General features: G+C 63.6%; 16 protein-coding genes and 2 tRNA genes. 10 read left to right on the top strand and 8 right to left on the bottom strand.

What is annotated here, in order from left to right; all coding sequences use genetic code 11:
* Positions 1 to 45: 45 nt before the first annotated feature.
* The 3 genes from HARCEL1_RS08305 to HARCEL1_RS08315 form a co-directional block, all read right to left on the bottom strand.
* Positions 46 to 1,674 carry a tRNA uridine(34) 5-carboxymethylaminomethyl modification radical SAM/GNAT enzyme Elp3 gene (locus HARCEL1_RS08305; RefSeq protein ID WP_233357316.1) on the bottom strand — a complete coding sequence of 543 codons (1,629 nt, stop codon included), beginning with the start codon at positions 1,672 to 1,674 and terminating at the stop codon, positions 46 to 48.
* 44 nt (positions 1,675 to 1,718) lie between these two features.
* Complete coding sequence (locus HARCEL1_RS08310) at positions 1,719 to 3,893, bottom strand: OB-fold nucleic acid binding domain-containing protein (protein WP_108382290.1); 2,175 nt, start codon at positions 3,891 to 3,893, stop codon at positions 1,719 to 1,721.
* Between the two features lie 71 nt (positions 3,894 to 3,964).
* Positions 3,965 to 4,456 (bottom strand): helix-turn-helix domain-containing protein, encoded by a 492-nt coding sequence (locus HARCEL1_RS08315; RefSeq protein ID WP_108382293.1) that lies wholly within the window; start codon positions 4,454 to 4,456, stop codon positions 3,965 to 3,967.
* A gap of 219 nt (positions 4,457 to 4,675) precedes the next feature.
* On the opposite strand from HARCEL1_RS08315, the gene HARCEL1_RS08320 reads away from it, so the two are divergent.
* The 7 genes from HARCEL1_RS08320 to HARCEL1_RS08350 all read left to right on the top strand — a co-directional run bounded on the left by HARCEL1_RS08320 (position 4,676) and on the right by HARCEL1_RS08350 (position 15,405).
* Positions 4,676 to 4,760 (top strand) — tRNA-Leu (locus HARCEL1_RS08320).
* Between the two features lie 238 nt (positions 4,761 to 4,998).
* Positions 4,999 to 9,144 carry an Eco57I restriction-modification methylase domain-containing protein gene (locus tag HARCEL1_RS08325; protein ID WP_108382295.1) on the top strand — a complete coding sequence of 1,382 codons (4,146 nt, stop codon included), beginning with the start codon at positions 4,999 to 5,001 and terminating at the stop codon, positions 9,142 to 9,144.
* A gap of 794 nt (positions 9,145 to 9,938) precedes the next feature.
* Positions 9,939 to 10,418: a DUF5813 family protein gene (locus HARCEL1_RS08330; RefSeq protein WP_108382298.1), complete on the top strand. Its 480-nt coding sequence runs from the start codon at positions 9,939 to 9,941 to the stop codon at positions 10,416 to 10,418.
* A 108-nt stretch (positions 10,419 to 10,526) separates the two neighbouring features.
* Positions 10,527 to 11,879, top strand: coding sequence for a DNA primase DnaG (gene dnaG / locus HARCEL1_RS08335; RefSeq protein WP_108382300.1), 1,353 nt, complete (start codon positions 10,527 to 10,529; stop codon positions 11,877 to 11,879).
* Between the two features lie 41 nt (positions 11,880 to 11,920).
* A complete protein-coding gene (gene pspAB, locus HARCEL1_RS08340) occupies positions 11,921 to 12,529 on the top strand; it encodes a PspA-associated protein PspAB (RefSeq protein WP_108382303.1) in 609 nt (202 codons plus the stop codon).
* A gap of 272 nt (positions 12,530 to 12,801) precedes the next feature.
* The gene (gene radA, locus HARCEL1_RS08345; protein ID WP_108382306.1) at positions 12,802 to 13,836 is read left to right on the top strand and encodes a DNA repair and recombination protein RadA; all 1,035 of its coding nucleotides are present in this window, start codon (positions 12,802 to 12,804) and stop codon (positions 13,834 to 13,836) included.
* A gap of 87 nt (positions 13,837 to 13,923) precedes the next feature.
* Complete coding sequence (locus tag HARCEL1_RS08350) at positions 13,924 to 15,405, top strand: hypothetical protein (RefSeq protein ID WP_108382309.1); 1,482 nt, start codon at positions 13,924 to 13,926, stop codon at positions 15,403 to 15,405.
* A gap of 123 nt (positions 15,406 to 15,528) precedes the next feature.
* Here HARCEL1_RS08350 and HARCEL1_RS08355 read toward each other — a convergent pair whose 3' ends face one another.
* A complete protein-coding gene (locus HARCEL1_RS08355) occupies positions 15,529 to 16,611 on the bottom strand; it encodes an aldo/keto reductase (protein ID WP_108382312.1) in 1,083 nt (360 codons plus the stop codon).
* 145 nt (positions 16,612 to 16,756) lie between these two features.
* Here HARCEL1_RS08355 and HARCEL1_RS08360 point away from each other — a divergent pair.
* Positions 16,757 to 16,838: transfer RNA gene (locus HARCEL1_RS08360), tRNA-Ser, on the top strand.
* A 280-nt stretch (positions 16,839 to 17,118) separates the two neighbouring features.
* On the opposite strand, the gene HARCEL1_RS08365 is transcribed toward HARCEL1_RS08360, so the two are convergent.
* A complete protein-coding gene (locus HARCEL1_RS08365; protein ID WP_108382314.1) occupies positions 17,119 to 17,712 on the bottom strand; it encodes an RDD family protein in 594 nt (197 codons plus the stop codon).
* A 196-nt stretch (positions 17,713 to 17,908) separates the two neighbouring features.
* Between HARCEL1_RS08365 and HARCEL1_RS08370 the strand changes: the two genes are divergently transcribed.
* Positions 17,909 to 19,876, top strand: a complete 1,968-nt coding sequence (locus HARCEL1_RS08370; protein WP_108382317.1) for an aconitate hydratase — start codon at positions 17,909 to 17,911, stop codon at positions 19,874 to 19,876.
* A 23-nt stretch (positions 19,877 to 19,899) separates the two neighbouring features.
* On the opposite strand, the gene HARCEL1_RS08375 is transcribed toward HARCEL1_RS08370, so the two are convergent.
* On the bottom strand, positions 19,900 to 20,505 hold the full coding sequence (locus HARCEL1_RS08375; protein ID WP_159077067.1) for a TetR/AcrR family transcriptional regulator: 606 nt from the start codon (positions 20,503 to 20,505) through the stop codon (positions 19,900 to 19,902).
* Between the two features lie 96 nt (positions 20,506 to 20,601).
* Between HARCEL1_RS08375 and HARCEL1_RS08380 the strand changes: the two genes are divergently transcribed.
* Entirely contained in the window at positions 20,602 to 23,283 is a 2,682-nt protein-coding gene (locus HARCEL1_RS08380; protein WP_108382323.1) for a PEP/pyruvate-binding domain-containing protein, read from the top strand.
* Between the two features lie 7 nt (positions 23,284 to 23,290).
* Here the strand turns inward: HARCEL1_RS08380 and truA are convergent, their stop codons facing one another.
* Positions 23,291 to 24,091 carry a tRNA pseudouridine(38-40) synthase TruA gene (gene truA / locus HARCEL1_RS08385; protein WP_108382325.1) on the bottom strand — a complete coding sequence of 267 codons (801 nt, stop codon included), beginning with the start codon at positions 24,089 to 24,091 and terminating at the stop codon, positions 23,291 to 23,293.
* Between the two features lie 162 nt (positions 24,092 to 24,253).
* Positions 24,254 to 24,583: a hypothetical protein gene (locus HARCEL1_RS13350; protein ID WP_159077068.1), complete on the bottom strand. Its 330-nt coding sequence runs from the start codon at positions 24,581 to 24,583 to the stop codon at positions 24,254 to 24,256.
* Positions 24,584 to 24,590: the final 7 nt, after the last annotated feature.

A 24,590-nucleotide genomic window follows, 5' to 3' on the forward strand; every position in this document is an offset into this window, starting at 1 on the left:
AATAAACAACTACGGCCAGTATTCGCGAGCGATATTCGGGACGAACTACGTATCGATAACACAATACGGGCCGTCCTGGCGGTAGCCCCGGTCGCGGTAGTACTCGCGAGCACCGATGCCCGCGAGGACCGCGAGGCGGTCGTAGCCGACCTCGCCAGCGATGCGTTCGGCCCGGTCGAGCAGGCGCCCGCCCCAGCCCCGGTGTTGCCAGCCCGAGCTTTCGGTCTCGATGCCGACCTGTGAGCCGTAGACGTGGAGTTCGCGCAGGACCGCGGCGTCGTCGAGTTCGGGGCGGGCGACGGTGCCGGGTTCGCGCAGGCGGGCGAAGCCGATCAACGCGTCGCGATCCACGCCCGCGGCCTGGAGGAAGTGTTCGGTCCCGCCCGCCACGTCGTAGGTCGTCGTTCGAAGTTCGACGGCGTCTGGCTCCTCGTCGGCCATGCCGACCTCGCGACACCGGATGCAGTCACACGAGCGCCCGCTGGCGTCCAGACGCTGGCGGGCCAGTTGTCGCAGATTCGACTTCTGGACGCCCGCGTCGATCAGGCCCGCGGGAATGTCGCGTTGCACCCGCGAGAGGCGGGTGTATTCGGGAATCCGGGCTTTCGCGTCCGCGACCAACTCGGCCGCGCGCTCGCTGGTCAACGGATCGAACTCGTCGCGTTGCCACTGATCGTACAGCACCGTGCCCTCGACGACGAGCGTCGGATAGATCTTCAGGTAATCGGGCCGCCACCGCTCCGATTCGAAGATCCGTCGGAAGTCCGTCGCGATCGCCCTCTCGTCGTGGCCAGGGAGGCCGGGCATCATGTGGAATCCGACCTTGAACCCGGCGTCGCGCAGGCGTCGGTTCGCGGCGATCGAATCGTCGAGGTCGTGGCCGCGCCCGACCCGGTCGAGCACCTCGGGATGGGTCGTCTGGACCCCGACCTCGACTTTCGTGACGCCGAGTTCGAGCATCCGATCGATCTGAGTGGGGCCACACCAGTCGGGTTTGGTCTCGAAGGTCGTCGTCACGTTCCGGACGCGCCCGGTCTCGTTTTTCGCGATCGTCGCCTCGATCGGTTCGAAGTCGTACTCGTCGAACGACTGGGCGAACGATCGATCCTCGGCGGGTCGGGGATCGGCGTCGGGGTCGAACTCGTTCATCGCCTGGAGCGCGCGCTTGACGAACCAGGACTGGTAGTCGTGGCTCCGCGCGGTCATCGTCCCGCCCATGACGATCAACTCGACTTTCTCGACCGGATGGCCGATGTGGCGCAACTGATTGAGTCGGAGTGTGACCTGGCCGTAGGGGTCGTACTCGTTCTGTTCGGCGCGGGCCGCCGCTGGCTCCTCGCCGGTGTAGGACTGTGCGGAGGAAAACTCCGAATCGGGGCCGCCCGGGCAGTACACACACTGGCCGTGCGGGCAGTTTTCGGGCGAGGTCATGATCGCGACCGGCGCGACCCCGGAGGCCGTCCGAACGGGTTTCCGGCGGACGACCTCCGCGAGTTCGTCGCGCCGCCCGTCGGGCGCGTGATCCAGCAGATCGGCGTTTTTCGGGACTTGTGCGGCACCGTGCTCGCTACACGCGTCGAGTTTCGCGCCCTCCAATTCGGAGCGCTCCAGCTCACCGTCGAGGATGCGCTCGACCAGATCGCGACAGACGGCCGCGAACGACTCGCTACTCACGGACGGGGCTACGGGAAGCAATCGTTTGGGCGTGACGGTCGCGGCTAGCCGAGTTGTTCACCGATCGCCGCGAGCGTCGCCTCGCGGACCTCGTCGCGCTCGCCAGCGAGGAACTCGACGCGCTGGGCGCGCGCACTCGCGGTCTCGACGCCGGCGTCGGGACAGTGTTCGGTGACGCGCTCGGCAACGGTCCGGACGTCGAGTGCGGCCTCGGTCCGCAGGTGGAGACTGTCGCGGTCGATGCCCAGCACGACGTCGGTGTCGTCGCGCTCACGATACAGTTCGTCGAGCAGGATCTCGACGGGCGGGAACTCGAAGCGGTGGGTAAAGGCCTCGACGTCGAGGACGGTCACCGCGACGCCCGCGACGCTGGTCTCGGTGAGGTGAGCGCGCGCGGTGTCGAGTGCGCGGTCGACTTTCTCGCGGTACTGTTCGCTGACGTGACTCGCCAGCCCACCGTCGGCCTCGAACAGGAGGTCTGCGACGAGTTCACGTTTGTCCTCGTAGACCTGGTAGTTCGCGACCAGCGTGACCGCCTCGTTGATCTCTCGGACCGTCCGTTCGTCGTAGCCCGCCGCGGTCGCGGCGTCGAGCGCGGCCCCGGGCACCGATCGACCGATCGCGACCGCGGGGAGGTGCTGGAGATCCGCGCGAACCGAGTCGTCGACGTGGGCCGCGACGGTCGCCGCGAGCGTCGTCGCCGTCGGTTCGCCACGCGGGAGCGCGGGCGTCTCCAAGTCCGCCGCGGACCGATCCGGCGTCAGCGTCGTCGTCACGGCGTCGGCAACACTGTCGTCAGCGACCGAGTCGATCACGATCGCTTCGGCGTCGTAGACGTCGAGCAGGCCGAACCCGTCGACCGATTCGTCGGTGCCGCCCGCGCCGACGAACACGAACAGTGGGTACGGTTCGTCGTGGCGGTCGGCGTCTTCGAGCATGCGCGTCAGGTCGGTCGTCGCGTCGTCCATCGAGTAGACGGTCCCGTCGATCGGGCGGCGGTCGAAGTTGTGATAGACGGCGTCGGCGGCCTCGTGGTGCTCGTCGATCAGGCCGAGTGCGGCGCGCTCGATCGCCGCCGCGCCGACGTAGCCGTCGGCGGTCGCGCTGTGGCGAACGATCACCGGGCGAGCCTCGATGATCGCGCGACGGATCGCGCCCGCGACTTCGGCGGTCGGGTCGGGATCGACGTCCAGGCCCTCGACGAGCGGTTCGACCGCGTCGGGTTCGGCGCGCTCAGCGATCGCGCGCTCGATGCGCTCGGTGGTCGCCTCGCGGAGATCGCCGTCGAGGACGGCCAGCGCTTCGGTCTCGACCTGCAGATCCCCGCGCCGTTCCCGGACTTCGCCGTCGATCCGGACCAGATCGCCCGCTTCGACACTGGGGTAGGCGCGGACCCCCGCCGACTCGAACGCCGCACACTCGACGGTGCCCGTCCCGTCAGCGAGTTCGAACACGGTCGGGCCCGCGGTCTGGCGCGCGGACTCGATCTCGCCTTCGATGCGAACGGTCGACCCGAGGCGATCGCGGAGGTCGGCGATCGGCACGCGCTGGAGGGCTGGCTCGGCGGTGTCGCTGTCGACGTGTTTGACCTCGTCGGTCGTCTCAGACGCCGACTCGCTGGTGTCTGCGGCCGCGGACTCGTCGGCGGCGGTCGCGTCGGAGTCTCGGGATCGGACCGCGCCGGTGACGGCGGTCCCCTCGGCGTCGGCCGACCCGGTCGCGCCGACGTCGCGGTCGCCGCCGTCGCTGCTGGGTTCGGTCGTCGTCTCGTCCGTGTCGCCGGACTCGTCCGTCGCGTCCGAGGCGTCGTCGGTGGCGGCCTCATCGTCGGTGTCCTCGGGCAACAGCGGCGTGTCGGCCGCGGGGTCGTCGATCAGGACGCCACGGAAACTCGACTCGGCCTGTCTGATCGACCAGCCCAGATCGACGTTCCCGTTGTCGCGGACGTTTTTGACCTCGACGAACACCGTCTGGCCGGGGTCCCAGTCGAGCGTTTCGAGGCGCTGATCCAGTTCGCTCTGGTGAAGCAGTCCCGTCACCGTGTCACCGACGTCGACGAACACGCCGAACTCCGCGAACCCGTCGACCGTGCCGCGGTAAAATCGTCCGGGTGTCAGCTGTCCGGGTCGTGTGCCCTCGAAGATGAACGCGACGTCTTGCTCGTGGAGCTCACAGATCGGACCGTCGGTAGACGTACCGCAAATGATACACTGGCTCATTTGTTCGAGCAAACGGTCCGGGCCTAAAACGGTTGTCGAATCGACGCCGCCCGGAAATCCGGCGGGCGGTCTCAGTCGTCGTCGACGAGCGAGACGTCGAGCCGTCTTTCGATCCCCTCGATGAGCGACCCGGGGACGCCGGCCTGGTTCGCCCGGTCTTGCTCGACGGCAATGATGTCGGATTCGTCGACGCCGAGTTCACCCGCGAGTTCCGCGCGCTGGAGGCCCGCGTCCTGGCGCGCCTCGGTGACGACGGCGCCGTAGCCGCTGACCAGATACGGGAGTTGGTCGTCGTCGTACTCGGCGTCGTCTTGCCAGCCGTCGTCGCCACTCGCGCCGTCCATCGCGCGAGCGGCATTGCGGGCGGCCTCACGCCGGCGTTCGTCCTGGTGGCTCTGTCCGCCACGCCCGGTGGCCTGTTCGCGATTCGCCGCACAGTCACCACAGACTTGCAGGTCAGCCCCGGCGATACGCACCGGCTGGAGCGCCGCGTCCGTCGCTCCGCAGAGCTCACAGCTCTCGTCGCTTCCGGCACCCCCGTCGCCGGTGGTGTACTTCGCCATGGACATCGGTAGAGGCACGATGGTATTTCAACTGCGCGCTTCGCTCCGTCACGACGGCCCGCCGTCGGGCCGAGACCGATGCGATTCGCGGTGGCCAGCGGTTTTCACGTCTCCCGCCACCACGTCACCTGTCCCCACGACCCAGCCCCGTTCGCCGGACTGCGAACCGACAGCCATTTTAGGTCGCCTCGGATATCCCCGAGTGCAGTCATTCACCGCGCGTGGGTAGCCAAGCCAGGCCAACGGCGCAGCGTTGAGGGCGCTGTCCTGTAGAGGTCCGCCGGTTCGAATCCGGTCCCACGCACTACCACCTTTTTACTGCGGGGGGTTTCCTCGCGAGCCTCTGGCTCGCTGCGGGAACCCCCACTTGCAAAAATCTGGACCAAAAAGACCTGCTCGCGGGCCGCAGGCCCGCTCGCAGTGAACCGCGTCGCGCCTACGGCGCTCCGCGGATGCGTATGGACCACTGACGAACCTCCAGGCCCGATCCGCCAATGGCGTCACGTATTTGTGGACACGCACGCGGAATGTGAGTAACTCAGATGAGTCAGGCGACACTCCCGGATCGTCCATACGTCAACTCGAACCTGTTTACAGGACACTACCTAGACAATCGAGTACGCGACCGTGACGACTGGGATTGTGACGAGGCGGCCCGAGCAGCGATGGAGGAGCTTCAAGCACTCCACGAACGCGAGGGTTCAATCGTCGAAGGATTCAACGAATCCGAACTAATCGACAACTGGATCGACGAGGTCCTCGAAGTTCTTGGGTTCGGAACCAAAGAGGAAGTGACACTCCCGGACGGAGCAGGGCACGTCGACAAATCACTGTTCGAAGACGAATCAACACGACGAGACGCCGCTGAACTCTACCTCCAAACCGAATCGATGGCCGACGTGTTCGAGCGCGGGATTGGCATCCTCGAAGCAAAGCAATGGGACGCCGACTTCACGGCAGAGTTCAGCGAGCACCGGCAGTATCGCAACGCTTCCCACCAGATCAAACACTACCTGGAGAAGACGCCCTCGGCCATCCAGTGGGGCATTCTGACGAACGGTCGGAAATGGCGGCTCTACGGAACGAAAGACTACGAGACCCAGACCTACTACGAGGTCGATTTACCCGAACTGCTCGAAAGCGGCGATCTGGAGAGGTTCAAGTACTTCTTCGTGTTCTTCCGCCCGGCTGCGTTTCGAGAGTCCGGTGGGACGACGTTTCTGGACGAGGTGCGCTCCGAGAGCGAGACCGCGGCCCAACAATTGGGCGACGACCTGCAGGACAACGTCTTCACCGCGCTGCGCGTGCTCGGCCGCGGGTTCGTCGAGACGAACGATCTTGCGATCGATCCCGACGATGAGGCGGCCCTTGAGGAACTCAAAGAGCAGTCGCTCGTCATGCTCTATCGGTTGATGTTCGTCCTCTACGCGGAGGCCCAGGGACTTATCCATCCGGACGACGCCGACGCCCAGTCAGATTACGAAAAGAACTTCAGCCTCGATGCACTCAGACTGCGGATTCACGAGGAGATCGGGGAGGTCGATACTGGGTTCGAAGCGGCGTACAACGAGCACTCGACGAGAATGTGGAACCGCCTTGCCGACTTGTTCCAGTTGATCGACGAGGGACAGGCCGACCTCGGGATTCCACCGTACAACGGCGGGCTGTTCGATCACGACCAACACGACTTTCTCACCGAGCACACGGTGAGCGATCGGTATCTCGCGGAGGTGATCTACCGACTCTCGACGACCGAGAACGACGCGGGCCGGTACGTCCTCGCGGACTACGCCGATCTGGACACGCGCCACCTCGGCAGCGTCTACGAGGGACTACTCGAACACCACTTCCGGATCGCACCGGAGCAGTACGCCGCCGTCGCCGCCGACGGCGGGCAAGTCTGGGAACCCGCCAGCGAGGTGACGGTCGCCGACGCGGTCGAGACCGTCCCCCAGGGTGGGCTGTACGTCGTCAACGACGAGGGCGAGCGCAAGGCGACGGGGGCGTACTACACGCCGGACTACGTGGTGACCTACATCGTCGAGGAGACCGTCGGGCCGCTGGTCGAGGAGATTCACGACGACCTCGAATCCCAGGGCTACGAGCGCGGGACCCAGGCGTACGTCAGCCCGTTCATCCGGCGGGTGACCGACCTCGAAATCCTTGACCCCGCGATGGGGAGTGGGCACTTCCTCACGCGCGCGACAGAGTACCTCGCCAACGAGGTGATGGCCGAGTTGCGCGACGTCGAGACGGAGATGGGCGTCGCCATCGACGAACAGCAGATGCGCCGGGACATCGCCAAGGAGTGCATCTACGGCGTGGACATCAACGGGATGGCCGTCGAACTCGCGAAGCTGTCGATGTGGCTGGAGACGCTGGCGACCGACCGACCGCTGGCGTTCCTCGACCACCACTTCAAGCTGGGCAACTCACTTGTCGGGTCAGACATTGAGGATATCAAGGAACTGGAATCGGATGCTAACGGTGATGATGAGCAGTCGTCACTGGCTGAATTCGGCGCAACACGTGAAGGAACTATTGAGCGCCTAATGGACATCTACAGTGAGTTTGTGGCCATCGAGAGCGAGACGGTTGAGGACGTGCGGGAAATGAAACGCAAGTATGCCGAAATCGAACAGGATGAATTACGCCAAAGATTGGTGGCAATGGCTAATGTCCATTCTGCTGAGGACTTTGAATTAGATCCACCAGATGGAGCTTACGAGAGGATGGCAAAGGCCCTTGAAAACGAAGAGAAGTGGGATAATATTGCTGAAACAGACTGGTTTAGCACAGCGCAGGAAATTGCAGATAATCATAGCTTCTTCCACTGGAGATTAGCCTTCCCAGAGGTGTTCTACAGGGAGATTACCGAAAGTTACGAGGACATAGAAAAAGAAAATCCCGGCTTTGACGTGATAATAGGGAATCCTCCGTATCTAAACGCATGGTCGATGACTGAAAAGATGCCAGAGTTACGTGATGCACTGAAACGTGGATACAGTGACTCTGGTGCCTTAGAAGGACATTGGGATATGTACCTCTCTTTCGTTGTTCGTTCGCTTGAACTCACCCGTGATCGTGGATACCACTCATTCATCCTTCCGAATACGCTATTGACAGAAAAATATGCGAAACAATTGAGGAAACTAATACTCTCAAAGCACAAAATAAAGAGCATATTGGACTTTGAGGAACGAGAAGTTTTTCCTGGGGTTGATCGACAGTGTGTCGTTTACGTTATTGAAGCACACAATAGTAGTTCTGGAGATCAACAGTCGCTTCGAACCTGTGTCCAACAGGAGCCATTTGAGTTTCGTGAGGAGTCTAGAGTATCTCCAAATGTTTGGCTAAATGTATATAATTTCCAGATACGAGTGGACAAGAACTATGTTGAAAATCACCTGCCATTAATAGAAAAAGTAGACAATAATTCAGATTGGTTAGGGCAGTATTTGTATGTGAATGTTGGTGCTACGGTCTCAAGTAAGGAATCAGGAGGGTTTACAAAGTCAGATGTTGTTTCTGCTGAGCCAATCGGGAATGACAAGAAGTTCTTCGAAGGTACCGATTTACAACGATGGCATATTGATTGGCAAGATCAATGGCTCGATTATCGTGAAGACGAAATGTCGGGCGCACGCCAACCAGAGATGTTTGAGTCTGATAAAATCGTAGTTCGGAAACGGACAGACGAAGGCGGGCGACTTGCGGGTGCGTTTGATAGCACCTCGATGTACTGTGATGATACTGTGATTGTCTGCTGTGAATATGAGCCTTTAGAAGATACAGGAGCTACGACCGATTTCGAAGGATTCGATAGATTAGACGAGGGTCTTAATATGTCATTTATTTTGTCCCTTATAAATTCCACATTTATGTCTTGGGTTTTCAAGTACAAATTCGAGACAGGTGCCCTACAAGGTTCATACTCTGACGTATGGCCCCAGTCTGTTCGTAATTTTCCAATACCATGTAGAGATGCAATCAGTTCAGAGTATAGAGAGGGAGTGGGCTACGAAGAAAAAATGATACAGCTTCGTTCCGACATAGAGGAAAGCAAATCTGAAAAAGCGAGTCTAAATCTTAATTTGGCAGATTATCTTGGTAGTTATGATAGTGGACAATCGTTTTCAGATTTGTCTCCAACTCCGCCAGAAGGATTTGCAGATAGTATCTTAAATGAGAGTGAAAACACCACCGACGAGTTTGAAACTCTCAGAATCTCCGGTGTAGAGATACAAGAGGAAGGAGATATTTTGACTGTTTTTGCAATCCCATATGTTAAACCGGTTGAATCTGTTCGAGACGAATACGATACGAATAATCGAGGCTATGCAACCCTCAATCCAGAACCTGCAATGGTATTTCAGGGGCTCGATAAAGAGATGATTGCACTAATACGAGGCTTCGTTCCGTTCGCTGTTGCCAACGAAGAAGGTGGGTTTGCAGATAACGCTACTAAGACAATATCGCTTATTGACCGGCTCGAAGACATTACTCTCCCGAAATTAGAAGACGTGAAGGAAGGACTGGATCGATACCGCGAAAAGGTAGACCGTGCTGAGGAACTGACTGAGCGCATACACGAAAAAGAGGGCACTATCGACGATATGACATATGAACTGTACGACCTGACTAATGAAGAAATCGAAATCGTTGAGGAAGCTGTCGCCACCGATTGAACGACTATAGCCTGACTACCCACTCGTGTGTGTTCGGTTCAAGATGAGCGCGACACTGCTGTCGGAACGAAATCCCGGTCGGAGCTTATCGCTCCATCCTCGGATCAGCATATTTGTAATCGTTAACTCATCCATTATGTGTTTCCTGTTACGGGTCGGTTGGTGATTTCGAGCGATGATGATCAGCACTCGTTCCGACAGCACGCGCCCCGGGCGGGCTGACTCTGACGATTTTGTTGCCTTCGTTCACAGTCGAAGTATGTAGTTCAGCGTCTCTTTGATCAACTCAGGTTTTTCGAATAGCGGCTAACGCTGTGCCTTAGGAAAGGTTATAAATCAGCCATCAGAATGGCGGTTTATCGAGCCCGAAATGAGGTATTTAGCGGTCAACAGCCTCACTGTATCCGTTTGCGTTGAGGGCTCTGTCCCGTAGGGGTCCGCCGGTTCGAATTCGGTCCCACGCACTACCACCTTATTCTGCGTCGGGTTCGCTCGCGAACCACTCCTTGAAAAATCTGGACCAAAAAGATCCGGACCCTCCCTGCCTCGCGGCGTCGCCGCTCGGCTTCCCGAGGTCGCTCCGCGACCTCGCACCGGTCGGGTCCGGCGAACCGCCTCGTGCCTTCGGCACTCGGCGGATGCATAGAGCCGAGAACACAATTCGGCAGCGACCCGAACCCGTTTGACGCGGGGGTCGCCACCAACGTGTTCGCGAATCGAGCATGATCCCAAAAAGGTGGTAAATGGGTGGCCGACCGCGGAGGCTTTCCCTGACCATCGGCTACCCGTCTCCAATGACCGACGCCACCATCGACGTGCCCGACGCCATCGACAGCGTCGAAGCCCGCGCCGACGGCACGGTGACCGTCACCGCGACCCCGCTGCAGACCGCGATCCGCCGAACCCCGACCGACGAGCCGACCTGGACCGTCGAGATTCGTGTGCCCACGATCGATGCCGTCGCCACCGACCCCGTCGGGGCCGCCGTCCAGGACGACTGGTTCGAGACGTTTCGCAGGCGCGCCCGCGAGGCCAGCGGTGCGACCCGCCGGTCGATCGACCCCGAGGTGTCGATCGATCGCACCGACGACCACGTCGTCGTGACCTACGCCTTCGAAGAGCGAGTCACCGATCGCGCACTGGAAGTCGCCCGCGATATCGCGCTGTTCGTCGAAGGCACCTACGTCCAGGGCGCGATCCCCGGCTACGACTACGAGCCACCACTGTCGAAACTGCTGCATCGGGCGAAAGAGAGCGGCGATCCGACCGCCTGACGGGCGAGCGAGTCGTCAGCATTTTGCGACCCGGTCACGTATCTCGCTTTGCCATGGTGAGTGTCATGGCGGAATCATCAACACCGCCCCTCTCGGGGCAGATCATCAATGGACGATTCAGCGAAATACCTCATTCACGCCAGCATCGAAACGAGCGGGGTGGTCGAACGAAGTGACGTCGTCGGGGCCGTCTTCGGACAGACCGAGGGCCTGCTCGGTGACCAACTCGACCTCCGCGAGCTGCAGGACTCCTCGAAACTCGGCCGGATCGACGTCGAGATTTCCAGCGACGCGGGCCGATCGATCGGGACGATCACGATCGCGAGTGGGCTCGACCGCGTCGAGACCGCAATTCTCGCCGCGGCGCTCGAATCGATCGATCGCGTCGGGCCCTGCCGGGCGACGATCGACGTCGATCAACTCGAAGACGTTCGCTCGGCCAAGCGCCGCGCGATCGTCGACCGTGCGACCAGCCTGCTCGCGGACTTCGACGCGGAGGTACTCTCCAGTCGCGAAATCGTCGACGAAGTCCGCCAGCGCGCTCGGGTTGCCGAGATCACCGACTACGAGGGCTACCCGGCGGGCCCGCGCGTGGCCGACAGCGACGCGATCATCGTCGTCGAGGGGCGGGCCGACGTGCAGACGCTGCTTCGATACGGCATCAAAAACGCCATCGCCGTCGAAGGCACCAATATTCCGGACGCCGTCGCCGGGTTGACCCAGGACCGGACCGTGACGGCGTTTTTCGACGGTGACCGCGGAGGCGACCTGCTCCTTCGCGAACTCGAACAGGTCGGATCGGTCGACTACGTCACGTTCGCGCCCCACGATCGCTGCGTCGAGGATCTGACACGCGACGAAGTACTCGACGCGCTTCGCGAGAAAGCCCCCATCGAACAGCTCGTCGACGTGGACGACCCGCGCCAGTTCGTCCGGGGACCCGAGGACACAGACGGGTCCGGCCCCGACACCGCGCCCGAGGGGCCCGAGCCTGCGGCCGAAAACGGCGAGAACGGCGGAACGGTCGCCGCGAGCGACACCGCGACCGCCGACTCGGCAGTCGAGGAATCGGGCGATTCCGAGGCGGCCGCCGACGCGACCGACGAGACAGATACCGACGTGAGTTCAATCTCCGAGGGCGTCACGGACGCCCCACCCGAAGAGACCCGCCCGCAGACCGTCGGAGACCACGTCACGGCCGTGATCGACGGATCGAGCGGGCTGGTGCGGATGCTCGACCCCTCGAACGCCGTCCTCGACGAGCGCGAGGCCGAGGCGGCCTTCGACGCGCTCCGAGAGGTCGACCCCGTCCCGCAGACGGTCGTCCTCGACGGGACGTTCGATCAGCGCCTGCTCGACGTCGCCGCTCAGCGCGGCGTCGATCAGGCCATCTCACGAACGATGGGCGAGTTCGTCAAACAGCCGATCGGCGTCCGCCTGCGCACCGCCGCGGAGTTCTGATCGATCGGCTCACTTTTCTCTGTGGCGCCCGCCCGACAGATATGGGACTGATCGACGGGATACGATCGGCGCTGGGCATCCAGGCCGAACGCTCGGCAACCCGTGCAGCCGATCCCGAGGACCTCTTCGGGATGAGCACCGCGTACCTGACGATGAGCGCCGACCTGGACTGTCCGCCGGTCGGCCAGGCCGCACTCTCCTTTGCGGACGTCGACAGCACGGAGTTCGCTGACGCCCGGCGGGCCGTCGAGCGTGTCCTCGACGCGGGCGCGAGCGAGACCGGCACGGTCGCGACCTTCCACGAGGATCGCCACGGCTACGAGTGGGTCGTCCTCGAAGACGACGACTTCGAGGACCTGGTCACCTCGATTCACTTCGCTGCGGACACGCTGATCGAGGAGGGGTTCGGCTCGCGCTTGCTCGCCGCCCTGTTCGCGTTCGAGGCTCCGGACGAGGGGTATGCCTACTGGGTGTACTCGTTCAAACGCGGTGCGTACTACCCGTTCGCGCCCGAACCCGGGGCGAGAGAGCGTGACGCGGCCGTCGAATTCAAACTCCAGAGCGTGCTGGACGGTGAACTCGACGTCGAATCGGACGAATCGTACTGGTATCCGCTCTGGCCCGAGAACGCGGGCCACCCCTGGGAGTAGTTACTCGCGCTGGTCGCCGTCGCGCTCGTCGGTCTCTTCGACCCCGAACAGCGACGCGTACACACTCGCCCAGCCCTCCGCGCGTTTCGACCGTGGCGTCGTGGTAGCGCTCATGTATACAGGTATGTTAGGCTCGCCTAAGTCGCTGTCGGTCGGGGCGGCGGGCCGCCCGCCACACGCTCCGCCCGATCGGGCCGTCCGATCGGCCCCACCGCACACTTTCACTCCGGTGTTGACGGCCCTTTATGTGACCCCGTCCGCAAGCGAGGGGTATGGCAACGTCAGAAGACCTCGAAGACCTGCCGGGCGTCGGGCCCGCGACCGCCGAGAAACTGCGCGACAACGGGTTCGAGTCGTTCCAGGGCGTCGCAGTCGCGAGCCCGGGCGAACTCTCGAACACTGCGGACATCGGTGAGTCGAGCGCGTCCGACATCGTCCAGGCGGCCCGCGAGGCCGCGGACATCGGCGGGTTCGAGAGCGGTTCGACAGTCCTCGAACGGCGCGAACAGATCGGGAAGCTCTCCTGGGGTGTCGACGAAGTCGACGACCTGCTGGGCGGCGGCGTCGAGACACAGTCGATCACCGAGGTGTACGGTGAGTTCGGCGCGGGCAAGTCCCAGGTCACCCACCAACTCGCGGTCAACGTCCAACTGCCGGCCGACCACGGCGGGCTCGAAGGCTCGGCCATCTTCGTCGACTCCGAGGACACCTTCCGGCCCGAGCGGATCGACGACATGGTCCGGGGCCTGCCAGAGGATACGATCCAGGCCCTGCTGGACCAGCGCGACATCGAGGGCTCGCCCGGCGACGACGAGACGATGGAGGCGCTGCTCGAATCGGTCCTGGACAAGATCCACGTCGCGAAGGCGTTCAACTCCAACCATCAGATCCTCCTCGCGGAGAAAGCCCAGGAACTCGCGAGCGACAGCCAGGACGACGAGTTCCCCGTCCGCTTGCTCTGTGTGGACTCGCTGACCGCCCACTTCCGCGCGGAGTACGTCGGCCGTGGCCAACTTGCCGATCGCCAGCAGAAACTCAACAAACACCTCCACGACCTGATGCGCATCGGTGACCTCTACAACACCGCCGTGCTCGTGACCAACCAGGTCGCCTCGAACCCCGACTCGTTTTTCGGTGACCCGACCCAGCCCATCGGTGGCAACATCCTCGGCCACACCTCGACGTTCCGGATGTACCTCCGCAAATCCAAAGACGAGAAACGCATCGTCCGCCTGGTCGACGCGCCGAACCTCCCCGACGGCGAGGCCGTGATGACCGTCACTCAAGACGGCCTGAAAGCCGAGTAACGGTCGCGCGCGGGAACGCGACCGATCGCTGACCGACGTGCGAGGAAATATTTATTGTGCATCTTATTGAATTGTAGAACGATATCCATGGCATCTCAGGGCCCACGGCGATCCGACGGCCGGGAACAGCGATACACCAGACGACGCGTCGTGGCGGGCCTCGGCACGGGCGCGCTCGTCGGCATCGGCGCGGTCGGGGCAGCGTCGGCCTCACAGTGGGCCACCCACGAGGAGTGGGTCGACCGTGCCCCGTGGGACGTCTGGACCGAAGGGATCACAGACGGCACCGTCACCTGGAACCGATCCACGGGTGAGCCACCCGACGAGTCGCTGAGCGTCTCGTTCGACGGCGATCGAGTGACGATCGACGTGTTCGTCAAGCGGACCGATCTGTACTGTTACGAACTCCTTCCGCGGCGGGTGATCGCTGGCGATCGACTCGGAATCGTCCTCGATCTGGCGACCGAAAGCGACGCGGAGCCGTGTCCCGGCGACGACGGTGTCCACTACAAGATCGATCTGACACCGACCAATCCGGTCGACACCGTGATCGTCGACGAGCGATTCACTGACGTCACACGCTCCGAACCGGGGCGGACCCGATTCGACCGCGCGCCACGACTGACGATCCCGGACGGAGTCACCGACTACGAGTTGACCCTCGACAACGGGTCGTTCGACTACACGGACGACCCGACGATTACCGTGGACGGCTCGACGGTATTTGTCGAGGGCGCGCTCGTCTACGGGTCGAGTAGCTGTAATACGATCCGTCTGACTGAAATCGTGCGCGACGGCGATAGACTCGACGTCACCGTGGGCGCAACTCACGAACCGCTCTACATGCCGGGACAGGGCTGTACGGAGGATCTGGCTATATCGAACTACACCCTCCGGCTCGACCTGGCTGAGACAGCCGGAATCGACCAGTTGACCGTCGAGGAGGTCGGTCTGGAAGGAACTCGAACCGCGACGGCGACGCTCGACAGCGACCCCGACCCGATCGTCGACTGGACGCTGGAAGAAGACGTCGACGATGTCGCCGCCGAACGTCGCGACGATGACCCGCGCGTCTTTTTCGACGGCCCCGAGGTGATCGTCGAGGGGCTGATCGGGAGCTCCAGATGTGACGAGATCTCCGCGGCGACCGAACTCGTCGGGGAGGGCCACCTCGGAGTGGACGTCACCGCGACGCCGTCTGCCGAAGACTGTACGCTCGAATACCGGCCGATCCCGTATCGACTCACGATCCAGACCAGTAGCGAGGCGGCCATCGACCACGTGACAGCCGGCGAACTGGACGGCGACGAACGCAGAGATCCCCGCCAAACGACCGCCCGACGGCCGCGCGTGCTCGATCCGATCGACAGTGCCCACCCCAGCGACCTTGACGGCGACGGCCTCCACGAGGACCTGACCGGCGACGGGACGCTCGGGTTCACCGACGTGAACTGCTTCTTCCAGCACACCGACAGTCCGGCGGTGACCGACCACGCCGACGCCTACGACTTCGACGGCGACGGGGCCGTCGACTTGCAGGACGTGTTGACGGTGTTCGGGCAGATCTGACCGTCGGAAGAGGACGGCTCGCGACCGACCGGACCGATATTCAGGTCACCACGTGCCACCGGTCGATACTGAGAGTTCACTCGTGCGGTGGGCAATTTCGACGGACTGACCCACCGTAACCCGTCAGTCGTCGGCCGACTCCGGGCGGATCGGCGGGCGCTCGACACCCTCCAGATCCGTTCGGCCGACCGAGGAGCGGTACTCGTCGATCGCCATGCCGTCGTCGCCCACCCCGAAGTTCTCCCGATAGGCCGACGCGACCCGATCCAGTTCCGCCTCCGACAGGGCGGGCGTGTCTGGCGCGCCAGCCCACTCGTCGATGTCGTCGGCCGAACGGAACGTGGGGGTCACGGTCGCCACGGCGTCGTTGGCGAGCAACCACTGGATCGCAGCCTGGCCCATCGTGCGCGTGCCCGCTGCGTGATCGGGGTCCTCCAGGAATCGCAACGCGTCGAGTTTCTGCCAGCCCGCCTCGTACCACGCCTCGGGGCGGTGGGCGCGGTGATCGTCGTCGGCCAGTTCGGTCTCGGGACGGACCTGCTCGTTGAGCAGCCCCGATGAGTGCGGAACGCGCGGGATCAGACTCGTCGACCCGTCGAGGCGGTCGATCTCACTCAGTGCGTGCCGGCCGGGCACCTGCTCGAACAGGTTGAAGACGAGTTGGACGGCGTCGACGCCGGCCTCGATCGCTGCGGTCGCCTCCGCGAGCCACCCGATCGACGGGCCGAGCGCCCAGCCGACCGCGTCGACGCGCCCCGATTCCTGAAGGCGGTCGAGCGCTTCGAGTTCGGGCGCGCCCACCTCGTCGCTGTTCGCGTTGTGGAGCATGAGGAGGTCGACGTACTCGACGTCCAGGCGATCGAGCGAGCGGTCGAGCGCGGTCTCGATCCAGTCGGGGTCGATCCGTTTTGGCAGTTCGCCGTGGCCCGCTTGCGGGTTGTTGTAGAAATCGTAGCCGACCTTCGTCGAGATCGTGACGTGGTCGCGATGGTCGGCCAGCGCCTCACCGATAAGGCGTTCGCTGTCGCCGTGGCCGTAGACGTCGCCGGTGTCGAAGTACGTGATCCCGGCGTCCAGTGCCGTCTCGATCAACTCCGTCGCGTCGGCCCGCGATCGGTCACCCCACCAGTCGGTGCCGACGACCCAGCCACCGAACCCGACCGTGCTGACCTCGACGCCGGAGTCTCCGAGTGTGCGCGTCTCCATAGCCGGTCAACGGGTGGCGGACTCTTTCAGGAACGGGTACCGGCGACGATCGCCGGTCTTCGCGATCGGTCAGCCCGATCCAGGGAGACACGGCAACCCGAGAACGAAAACGCTTAACGGCACGATGACGCAGAGACGAATGCGAGCCAGGATGGCCGAACGGCAAGGCGCACGCCTGGAAAGCGTGTTCCCTTTCGGGATTCAGGGTTCAAATCCCTGTCCTGGCGTTTTCTGTCGCTCACCCTGCCGAGCACCCCGTGTGTTCGGCGCTGATAAACGACTGCGCGCCTTCGCAGAAATTTGAACCTCGCCCAGACGGTCCGGGTCGCTCGCTGACGCTCGCTTCCCGGGCTTCGACTGGTCTCATTCAAATCCCTGTCCTGTCGTCCTCGTGAATGTGCGTAGCGATCGATCGAGGGATCGGGAGACGAGCAAGCTCGTCTCCGAACAGGCCCGTCGCTGACGGTACGTCTCAGAGGCGGGCAGCGAGAATCGACCGACTGCCGTTCAGGCGTCGACGACCGCCGTGTTGGCGACCGAATCACCGAGGCGCGAGCCGTCACGAACGACGAGCACGACGGCCTCGACGATCAGCCAGGCGAGCAAGATGAACCCCGCGAGTGGATCGATCAACAATCCGATGAACGGAATGATCGTGCCAGCGACGACCATCAGATAGACCAGCGGGAACGGCGCGACGAGCATGGCCGTTCGTTTGATCAGCTGATTTCGCGTCGCCGCCCCACCGTCGGCACTCACGACCTTGATGTCCATGAGTGACTTGCCGAGAGACTGGCCGTCGCCTCGCTGTAAGAAGACGAAGTAGCCACCGAGGACGCCAAAGATGGCGGTCCACTTGACGATACCGAGGATGGCCCGGATGGCGATGGAGACGATACTTGCGCCAGCCAACGCCGCGTCGGAGCCTGCTGCCGATCCGGCCCCGACGGCGGCGACGCCGACGACGCCGCCGACGACGGCGGAGATGGCCCAGAAGAGAAGGTACACGATCGCGGAGACGAATCCGAGCAGTAGGAAGTCGATCAGGAAAGCCAAGAGGCGATCTCCTGTCGAACAGTTGGACTGGTTTGCCGTTGACATGCGTGCGAAGGAAACGCCACCGACCACTTATAGGTGGGTGATTTCGATCACCAGACAGCGACGGTCCGCTCCGCCCGCAGGCGGGAGGCCCAGAAGCCACCGATCGACCGCCAGCAGCGGACCGTCGTCTCGATACCACCCCCGATCTACGGAAACACACGGATTTATGGGCGTCGGAGGCGGACTGTCCGACGATATGGGACAGACACTCACCGAGAAGATTCTCGACGACCATCTGGTAGACGGCGAACTGAACGTCGGAGAGGAGATCGGCATCGAGATCGATCAGGTCCTGACACAGGACACGACGGGAACACTCGTCTGGCTCCAGTTCGAGGCGCTCGACCTGGACGAGGTCCAGACCGACCTCGCGGCCCAGTACTGTGACCACCAGACCTATCAGTTCGACTTCCGGAACACCGACGACCACCGCTTCCTGCGGTCGGCGGCGGGCACGTTCGGCGCGCACTTCTCGCGCCCGGGCAACGGCATCTGTCACAACGTCCACAAGGAGAACTTCGCGCGGCCGGGCGCGACGATGCTCGGGTCGGACAGCCACACGCCCACACCGGGCGGGCTGGGCGAGTTGGCGATCGGCGCGGGCGGACTCGACGTCTCGGTCGCGATGGGCGGCGGCGCGTACTACATCGAGATGCCCGAGATCGTCGAGATCCGTCTGGAGGGCGAACTGCCCGACTGGGCGACCGCGAAAGACGTCATCCTGGAGTTGCTCCGCCGCGAGAGCGTCAAAGGCGGCGTCGGCAAGATCTTCGAGTACACCGGCCCGGGCGTCGAGAGCCTGACCGTCCCCGAGCGGACGACGATCACGAACATGGGGACCGAACTCGGTGCGACGACGTCGCTGTTCCCCACCGACGAGCACACGAAAGACTACCTCGACCGTCTCGGTCGCGTCGAGGACTACGAGGAGCTCTCGGCCGATCCGGACGCCGAGTACGCCGACCAGATCGTCGTCGATCTCTCTGAGCTCGAACCGCTGATCGCGACGCCGTCGATGCCCGACAACGTCGTGCCCGTCCGCGAGGTCGCGGGCGAGGACGTCGAACAGGTCATGATCGGGTCGTGTACCAACGGTGGGTTCGAGGACATCCTCCCCGCGGCGAAGATGCTCGAAGACCACGACATCGACCCGACCACCGAGATGATCGTCGCGCCCGGGTCGAAACAGGCCTCCGAGATGCTCGCCCGCGAGGGCTGGGCCTCCGAGATGATGGCCGCCGGCGTCAACTTCTCGGAATCGACGTGTGGGGCCTGCATCGGCATCGGCCACGTGCCCGCGAGCGATTCGGTGAGCCTGCGAACGTTCAACCGGAACTTCGAGGGCCGCTCGGGCATCGAAGACGACAACGTCTACCTCTGTAGCCCCGAGGTCGCCGCCGCATCCGCGATCGCCGGTGAGATCGTCGACCCGCGCGACCTGGCCGACGATATCGGCCTGGACGTCCCGGGCTTCGAGTTGCCCGAGGAGTACTACGGCGCGGACACCGACCTCATCCCGCCCGAGGAGGCCCCCGACGACGGGCTCATCAAGGGGCCGAACATCGCGGACGTCCCGCTCAAAGACCCCCTCGACAGCCACCTGGAGGGGCCCGCACTGCTGAAGATGGACGACAACATCACGACCGACCACATCATCCCTGCGACCCAGGACATCCTGATGTATCGGTCGAACATCCCGAAGCTCTCGGAGTTCACCCTCTCGCGAGTGGACGAAGACTTCGCCGACCGCGCGCTCGACTCGGACGGCGGCTTCCTCGTCGCCGGCGAGAACTACGGCCAGGGCTCCTCGCGTGAACACGCCGCGCTCTGTCCGATGTACCTGGGCGTCGAGGGCGTGCTCGCCCAGAGTTTCGCGCGGATCCACAAGGCCAACCTGTTCAACTTCGGTTTGATCCCCCTGGAGATCGACGAAGAGACCTACGAACAGATCGATCAGGGCGACGACGTCGAGATCGTCGACGACGTGCGCGACGCCGTCGAGAGCGGCCAAGAGGAGTTCACGATCCGGGTGAACGGTGACTGGGAGGCGACCGGACTGCTCGACGCCTCCGAGCGTGAGCGCGACCTGCTCGCCGCCGGTGGGAAGCTCTCCTACACGAAACAGCAACACGAGAGCGGCGAGACGCCCGCGACCGGCGACTGATCGCGCGAACTGCGTCGCGACGATTACCCGTTTTCGACGAGACCGCGCGCGAGCATCTCGATCGACAGATCGCGGATTTCCTCGTAGTCATCACGCGGGTGTTCCTGTTGGTCGATGACCAGCAAGACCAGCGGCTTCATCAGTCGACAGACCGTCACGGGATCCATCTCGGTGATCGGGCCCTCGGCGCGACGCTGAATGTCCTCGACGATCGGGACCAGGTCAGCGACGACGGCCGCACGCGCCCGATCGGCCCGGTCCTGGGAGACGCTCCCGAGGACATCACGGGGATGGCCCTCGGCCAGAACCCGATGGACGTACGGATTCTCCTCCAGAAATCGAACTCGCGCGCGCACGAACTGTTCGAACTCCGCTCGTGGATCGTCCATCGTGGCGAGGTCCGCCGCCAGATCGTCGGTGAAGGTCTCGATCTCCCGTGTACAGATTTCGAGATAGATCTCGGCCTTGCTATCGAAGAACTGGTAAAAGGTCGGCTTCGCGATGCCCACTGGCTCGGTGATGTCGACGACTCTCGTTCGATCGGGGCCGAGATCGAGGAGTTGCTGTCGACCCGCTTCGAGCAGTTCCGTTCTGATGCGCTCGCGGTCCTCGTCGCTGAATCCGCTCACAGCCGAATCACGAACTGGGACTGTATAATCGATCCGGTCACCCAGTATGACTCCATGACCCAAACAGTTATTGAGTTAACAGGCATACCGTTACGAATGACCGGCGACCGGACGGACCAGTACGTCGTCGCGCTCTCGGACCCCTCGGCCACCGATCGATCGATCACCGGCGGGAAGGGGGCGAATCTCGCCCGGATGCAGACCGACCTGCCCGTCCCGGAGGGGATCTGTGTCACGGCCGCCGCCAGTCGGATCCTGCTGGACGACCCCGACGTTCGAGAGGCGATCGATCGCCTCGAGGCCGATCGCGACGGTGTCGACGGAAATCGAGCGGGCGAGACATCCGACCCGAACGGCGGCGAAACGAACGGCGGAAGCGATACGGTGGGCGAATCGACCGCGTCCAAGACGAGCGAGATCGCCGCCGAGATTCGCGACCGTATCGACGCCCAACCGTTCCCCGACGGTCTCGAGGAGACACTCGAGGCGCGTCTGGATCCCAGGGCGACCTACGCCGTCCGCTCGAGTGCGACCGCCGAGGATCGCGCCGACGCCTCGTTCGCCGGCCAGTACGACACGATCCTCGACGTCGGAGCGAGCGGTGTCCCGGATGCCGTCCGTGACTGTGTGGCCAGCCTGTTTGCTGATCGCGCGGTGCACTACCGGGAGGAAAACGACGTTCCCCACGCGGCAGTCTCGATGGCGGTCGTCGTCCAGCGACAGGTCGACGCCGACGCGGCGGGCGTGCTGTTCACGGCGGATCCGACGACAGGTCGGCGGACGGTCGCCGCGATCGATGCCGCTCCGGGGTCGGGCGAAGCGGTCGTCTCGGGCACGATCGCGACCGACGAGATCCGCGTGGATCGGACGACCGGCCAGATCGAGTACACCGTCGGCGACCGCGAGGGACCGACCGAGCACACCCTCACCGACGAGGAAGTTCGCACCCTGGTGGCGTTCGGCGACGAGATCGAGGCGCTGTTCGGGTCGCCACAGGATATCGAATGGGCGGTCGCCGACGGGACGGTGTGGATCCTCCAGGCCAGACCGATCACGACGCTGTTCCCGGTGCCGGCCCAGGGGATCGACGATGGCCTCCACGTCTACTACAGTTTCAACCACCGGCAGGGGATGGACGCGGCCATGCCGCCGCTGGTGGCGGACTACTGGCGACGTGGGATCGAGAACAACGCCCGGCGCGTCGGGTACTCCCCATCCGGTCCGATCTGCACACCGGCCGGTGGTATCGTCTACATGGACGCGACGCCACTGCTGGGCTCCGATCGCCTCGCGGGCAGATTTTTCGGCGTCCTCGAGGAGGCCGATCGTGAGGCCATCGCGCCGCTGAACGACGTCCGCGAGCGCCGTGGCGAAGAGTTCGCCGATGGCTCCGTCCTCGGTGGGCTCTCAGCGATCAGGACCCTCTCGACGCTCGTCGGGTTCGCCGGGACCGCCGCCCGATTCCTGGGCACCGTCGTCGGCGACCTGTTGGACGACTCCCCAGCGGAGTTTCCAGCTCGGACTCGAGAGTGGGGCGACAGCGTCGCCGAGCGGTTGATCGAGGACGTGCGTACCGGCGAGACCGACCGCGAGCGGGTTCGATTGGCCCTCGAGGCCTACGAGGAGTTCACGTACGAGGTTCCCGGTCAGGCGTTCCGGATCTGGAGCAGTTACCTCTACCGTGGGGCCCTCGAGCGCCTCTGTCCCGACGCCGACGCGGCGTTCGAGGCCCTCGAGCGCGGACTCCGCGACAACGTCACGACTGCGATGATGCTCGAACTCGGCGACGCGGCCGACGTGGCTCGCGGCCATCCCGCCGTCGAACGAGCCATCCTCGAGGAGTGCGACCTCGCGACCGTTCGCGACCGCCCGGGCGGCGAGGCGTTCGCCGCGGCGTTCGAGGAGGTCCTCGACCGGTACGGATTCCGGGCGGCCGGTGAGATCGATTTCAGCCAGCCGCGGTACCGCGACGATCCCGCAGGACTGCTGGCGACGATTCGGGCCTCACTCGAGACCGGCAGCGAGGGCGACCACCGCGAGCGCATCCGACGGCTGGAACGGGAGGCCGACGACGCGATCGACCGCCTCGAATCGGTCGCCGGGCAGGGACTGCTCGGTTCGATCCGTCGCCGACTCGTCCGCCCGCTCGCCGTTCGCTATCGGGCGACGATCGCCACGCGAGAGCTCCCGAAGTACGCGCTCTCGAAGCTCCTCGCCGAGACCCGCGATCAGGTCCTCTCGGCGGGCGATGCGCTGGGTGATGCGGGCGTCCTCGACGATCGCGACGAGGTCTGGCTGCTCGAGATCGACGAATTGCTCGCGGCGCTGGACGGGGAACCGATCGGCGTCGACCTCGCGGATCGTCGGGCGGAGTACCGCCGGTGGCAGGACCTCCGCGCGCCGCGCGTGATCACCAGCGACGGCGAGATGGTCAAAGCGAGCGGTCCGGCCGATCCTGAGGCCGATCGGCTCGAGGGCACCCCGACCTCCGGTGGCGTCGTCGAGGGCCGCGCCCGGATCGTCACCGACCCCGAGACGGCCGACCTCGCGGCGGGCGAGATACTCGTCGCCCCGCACACCGATCCCGGGTGGACGCCACTGTTTCTCAACGCGGCCGGACTCGTGTGTGACGTCGGCGGGCGGATGAGCCACGGGTCGATGGTCGCCCGCGAGTACGGCATCCCCGCGGTCGTCGTGCCCGGCGGGACCGACGCGATCGAGACGGGCGAGCGGATCCGCGTCGACGGCACCCGTGGCGTCGTCGAGCGCCTCGAGTGAGGGCCAGTCACCGATAGATCGCCTCACCGATCGACTGCTGGACGCGCGCTATCGTCCGATGGTCGCGGTGGCGCTCGGCGATCGCATCGCGGACGGCCCCGAGGTCCTCCCGAATCCGAAAGTCGAGACCGGGATAGCAAACCTCGGCGAGTACCAGGCCCTCCGGTGGTGCGGGCGGGACGCCCTCGGGGCCGTCGATCGGGGCGGGCCCGAGGACGCGCATCACCCGATCGCGATCGGCCGTGCCCGCTGCGACCGAATCGAGTAGCGTCACCAGCCGGCGGACGAGCGAGCGGGGAAAGCCGTCGCTCGCGACCGTGACGACCAGAAAATCGTCCTCGCGCTCGACGCCGATCGAGAGGTCGCGGACCGTCCCGCGATCGTCGGGCGTGAGGTTGTGGAAATCGTGCTCGCCCGAACACCAGTCGGCCGCGCGCTGTGCGCGGTCCAGGTCGCGATCGGGGGCGTACAGGTAATAGCGGTACGTGCGCTCGGTCGCGTCGTGGGTCGCGTGAAAGGCTTCGGGTGCGTCGCTATGTGCCCACGCGTGGACCGTCTCGGGCAGGCGGCCGTCGAGCGCGGCCGCCGAACACCACTCGGGAGCCTCGAACGCGACGGTCTGGGCGATCGCAGAGACCCCCCGATCGGTCCGGCCCGCCGCGGCGTAGCCAGAGGGAACGTGGTCGGCGCCCGCAATGTCCAGATCCGCGACGGCGTCGAGAATAGCGTCCGAGACGGTCGGCACGTCGGGCTGGCGCTGAAAGCCGTAAAACGGGCGGCCGTCGTAGGCGATCCGAAAGGCGCGCACGAGTGGAGGTCGGTCGCTGGATGCTTGAGACCGTCGTCCACAAATGAAACCCCTCTCTTCTCGAATGTGTTGGTGGAGACAGTCCCCGGGTACTCCACCGAACGGCGCTTTATCCCCGTCTGAAGGGAGAGGTTTTAGCGTCGTACCGAAAATGACGGGGATTCATTCCATTCCCTCTGTAAACCTTATTGAATTGGATTCGATTTCAATATATAGAAACATCGAATCAGACGTACCATCATACCATTCGTACGTATTTTCAGAACCATTTTCTACCCGGATATCCACTATGACTTCAGACCCACTAACGACCTCATCGTATCTTTTCGTTCTATTTGGTTCAATATTAATTGTTTCACTTAATAATAGACTATTATTCGATTGTTTTTGAACTTGGATTGTGATTTTTTGCAATTCATCCGTCTCATTTTCAATGTATATATCTGTCGACGTATTTGATGCAACACCCAAACATCCAGAACCGAACGTCACGAAACAC

This window comes from Halococcoides cellulosivorans, from assembly GCF_003058365.1.
Lineage (GTDB): Archaea > Halobacteriota > Halobacteria > Halobacteriales > Haloarculaceae > Halococcoides > Halococcoides cellulosivorans.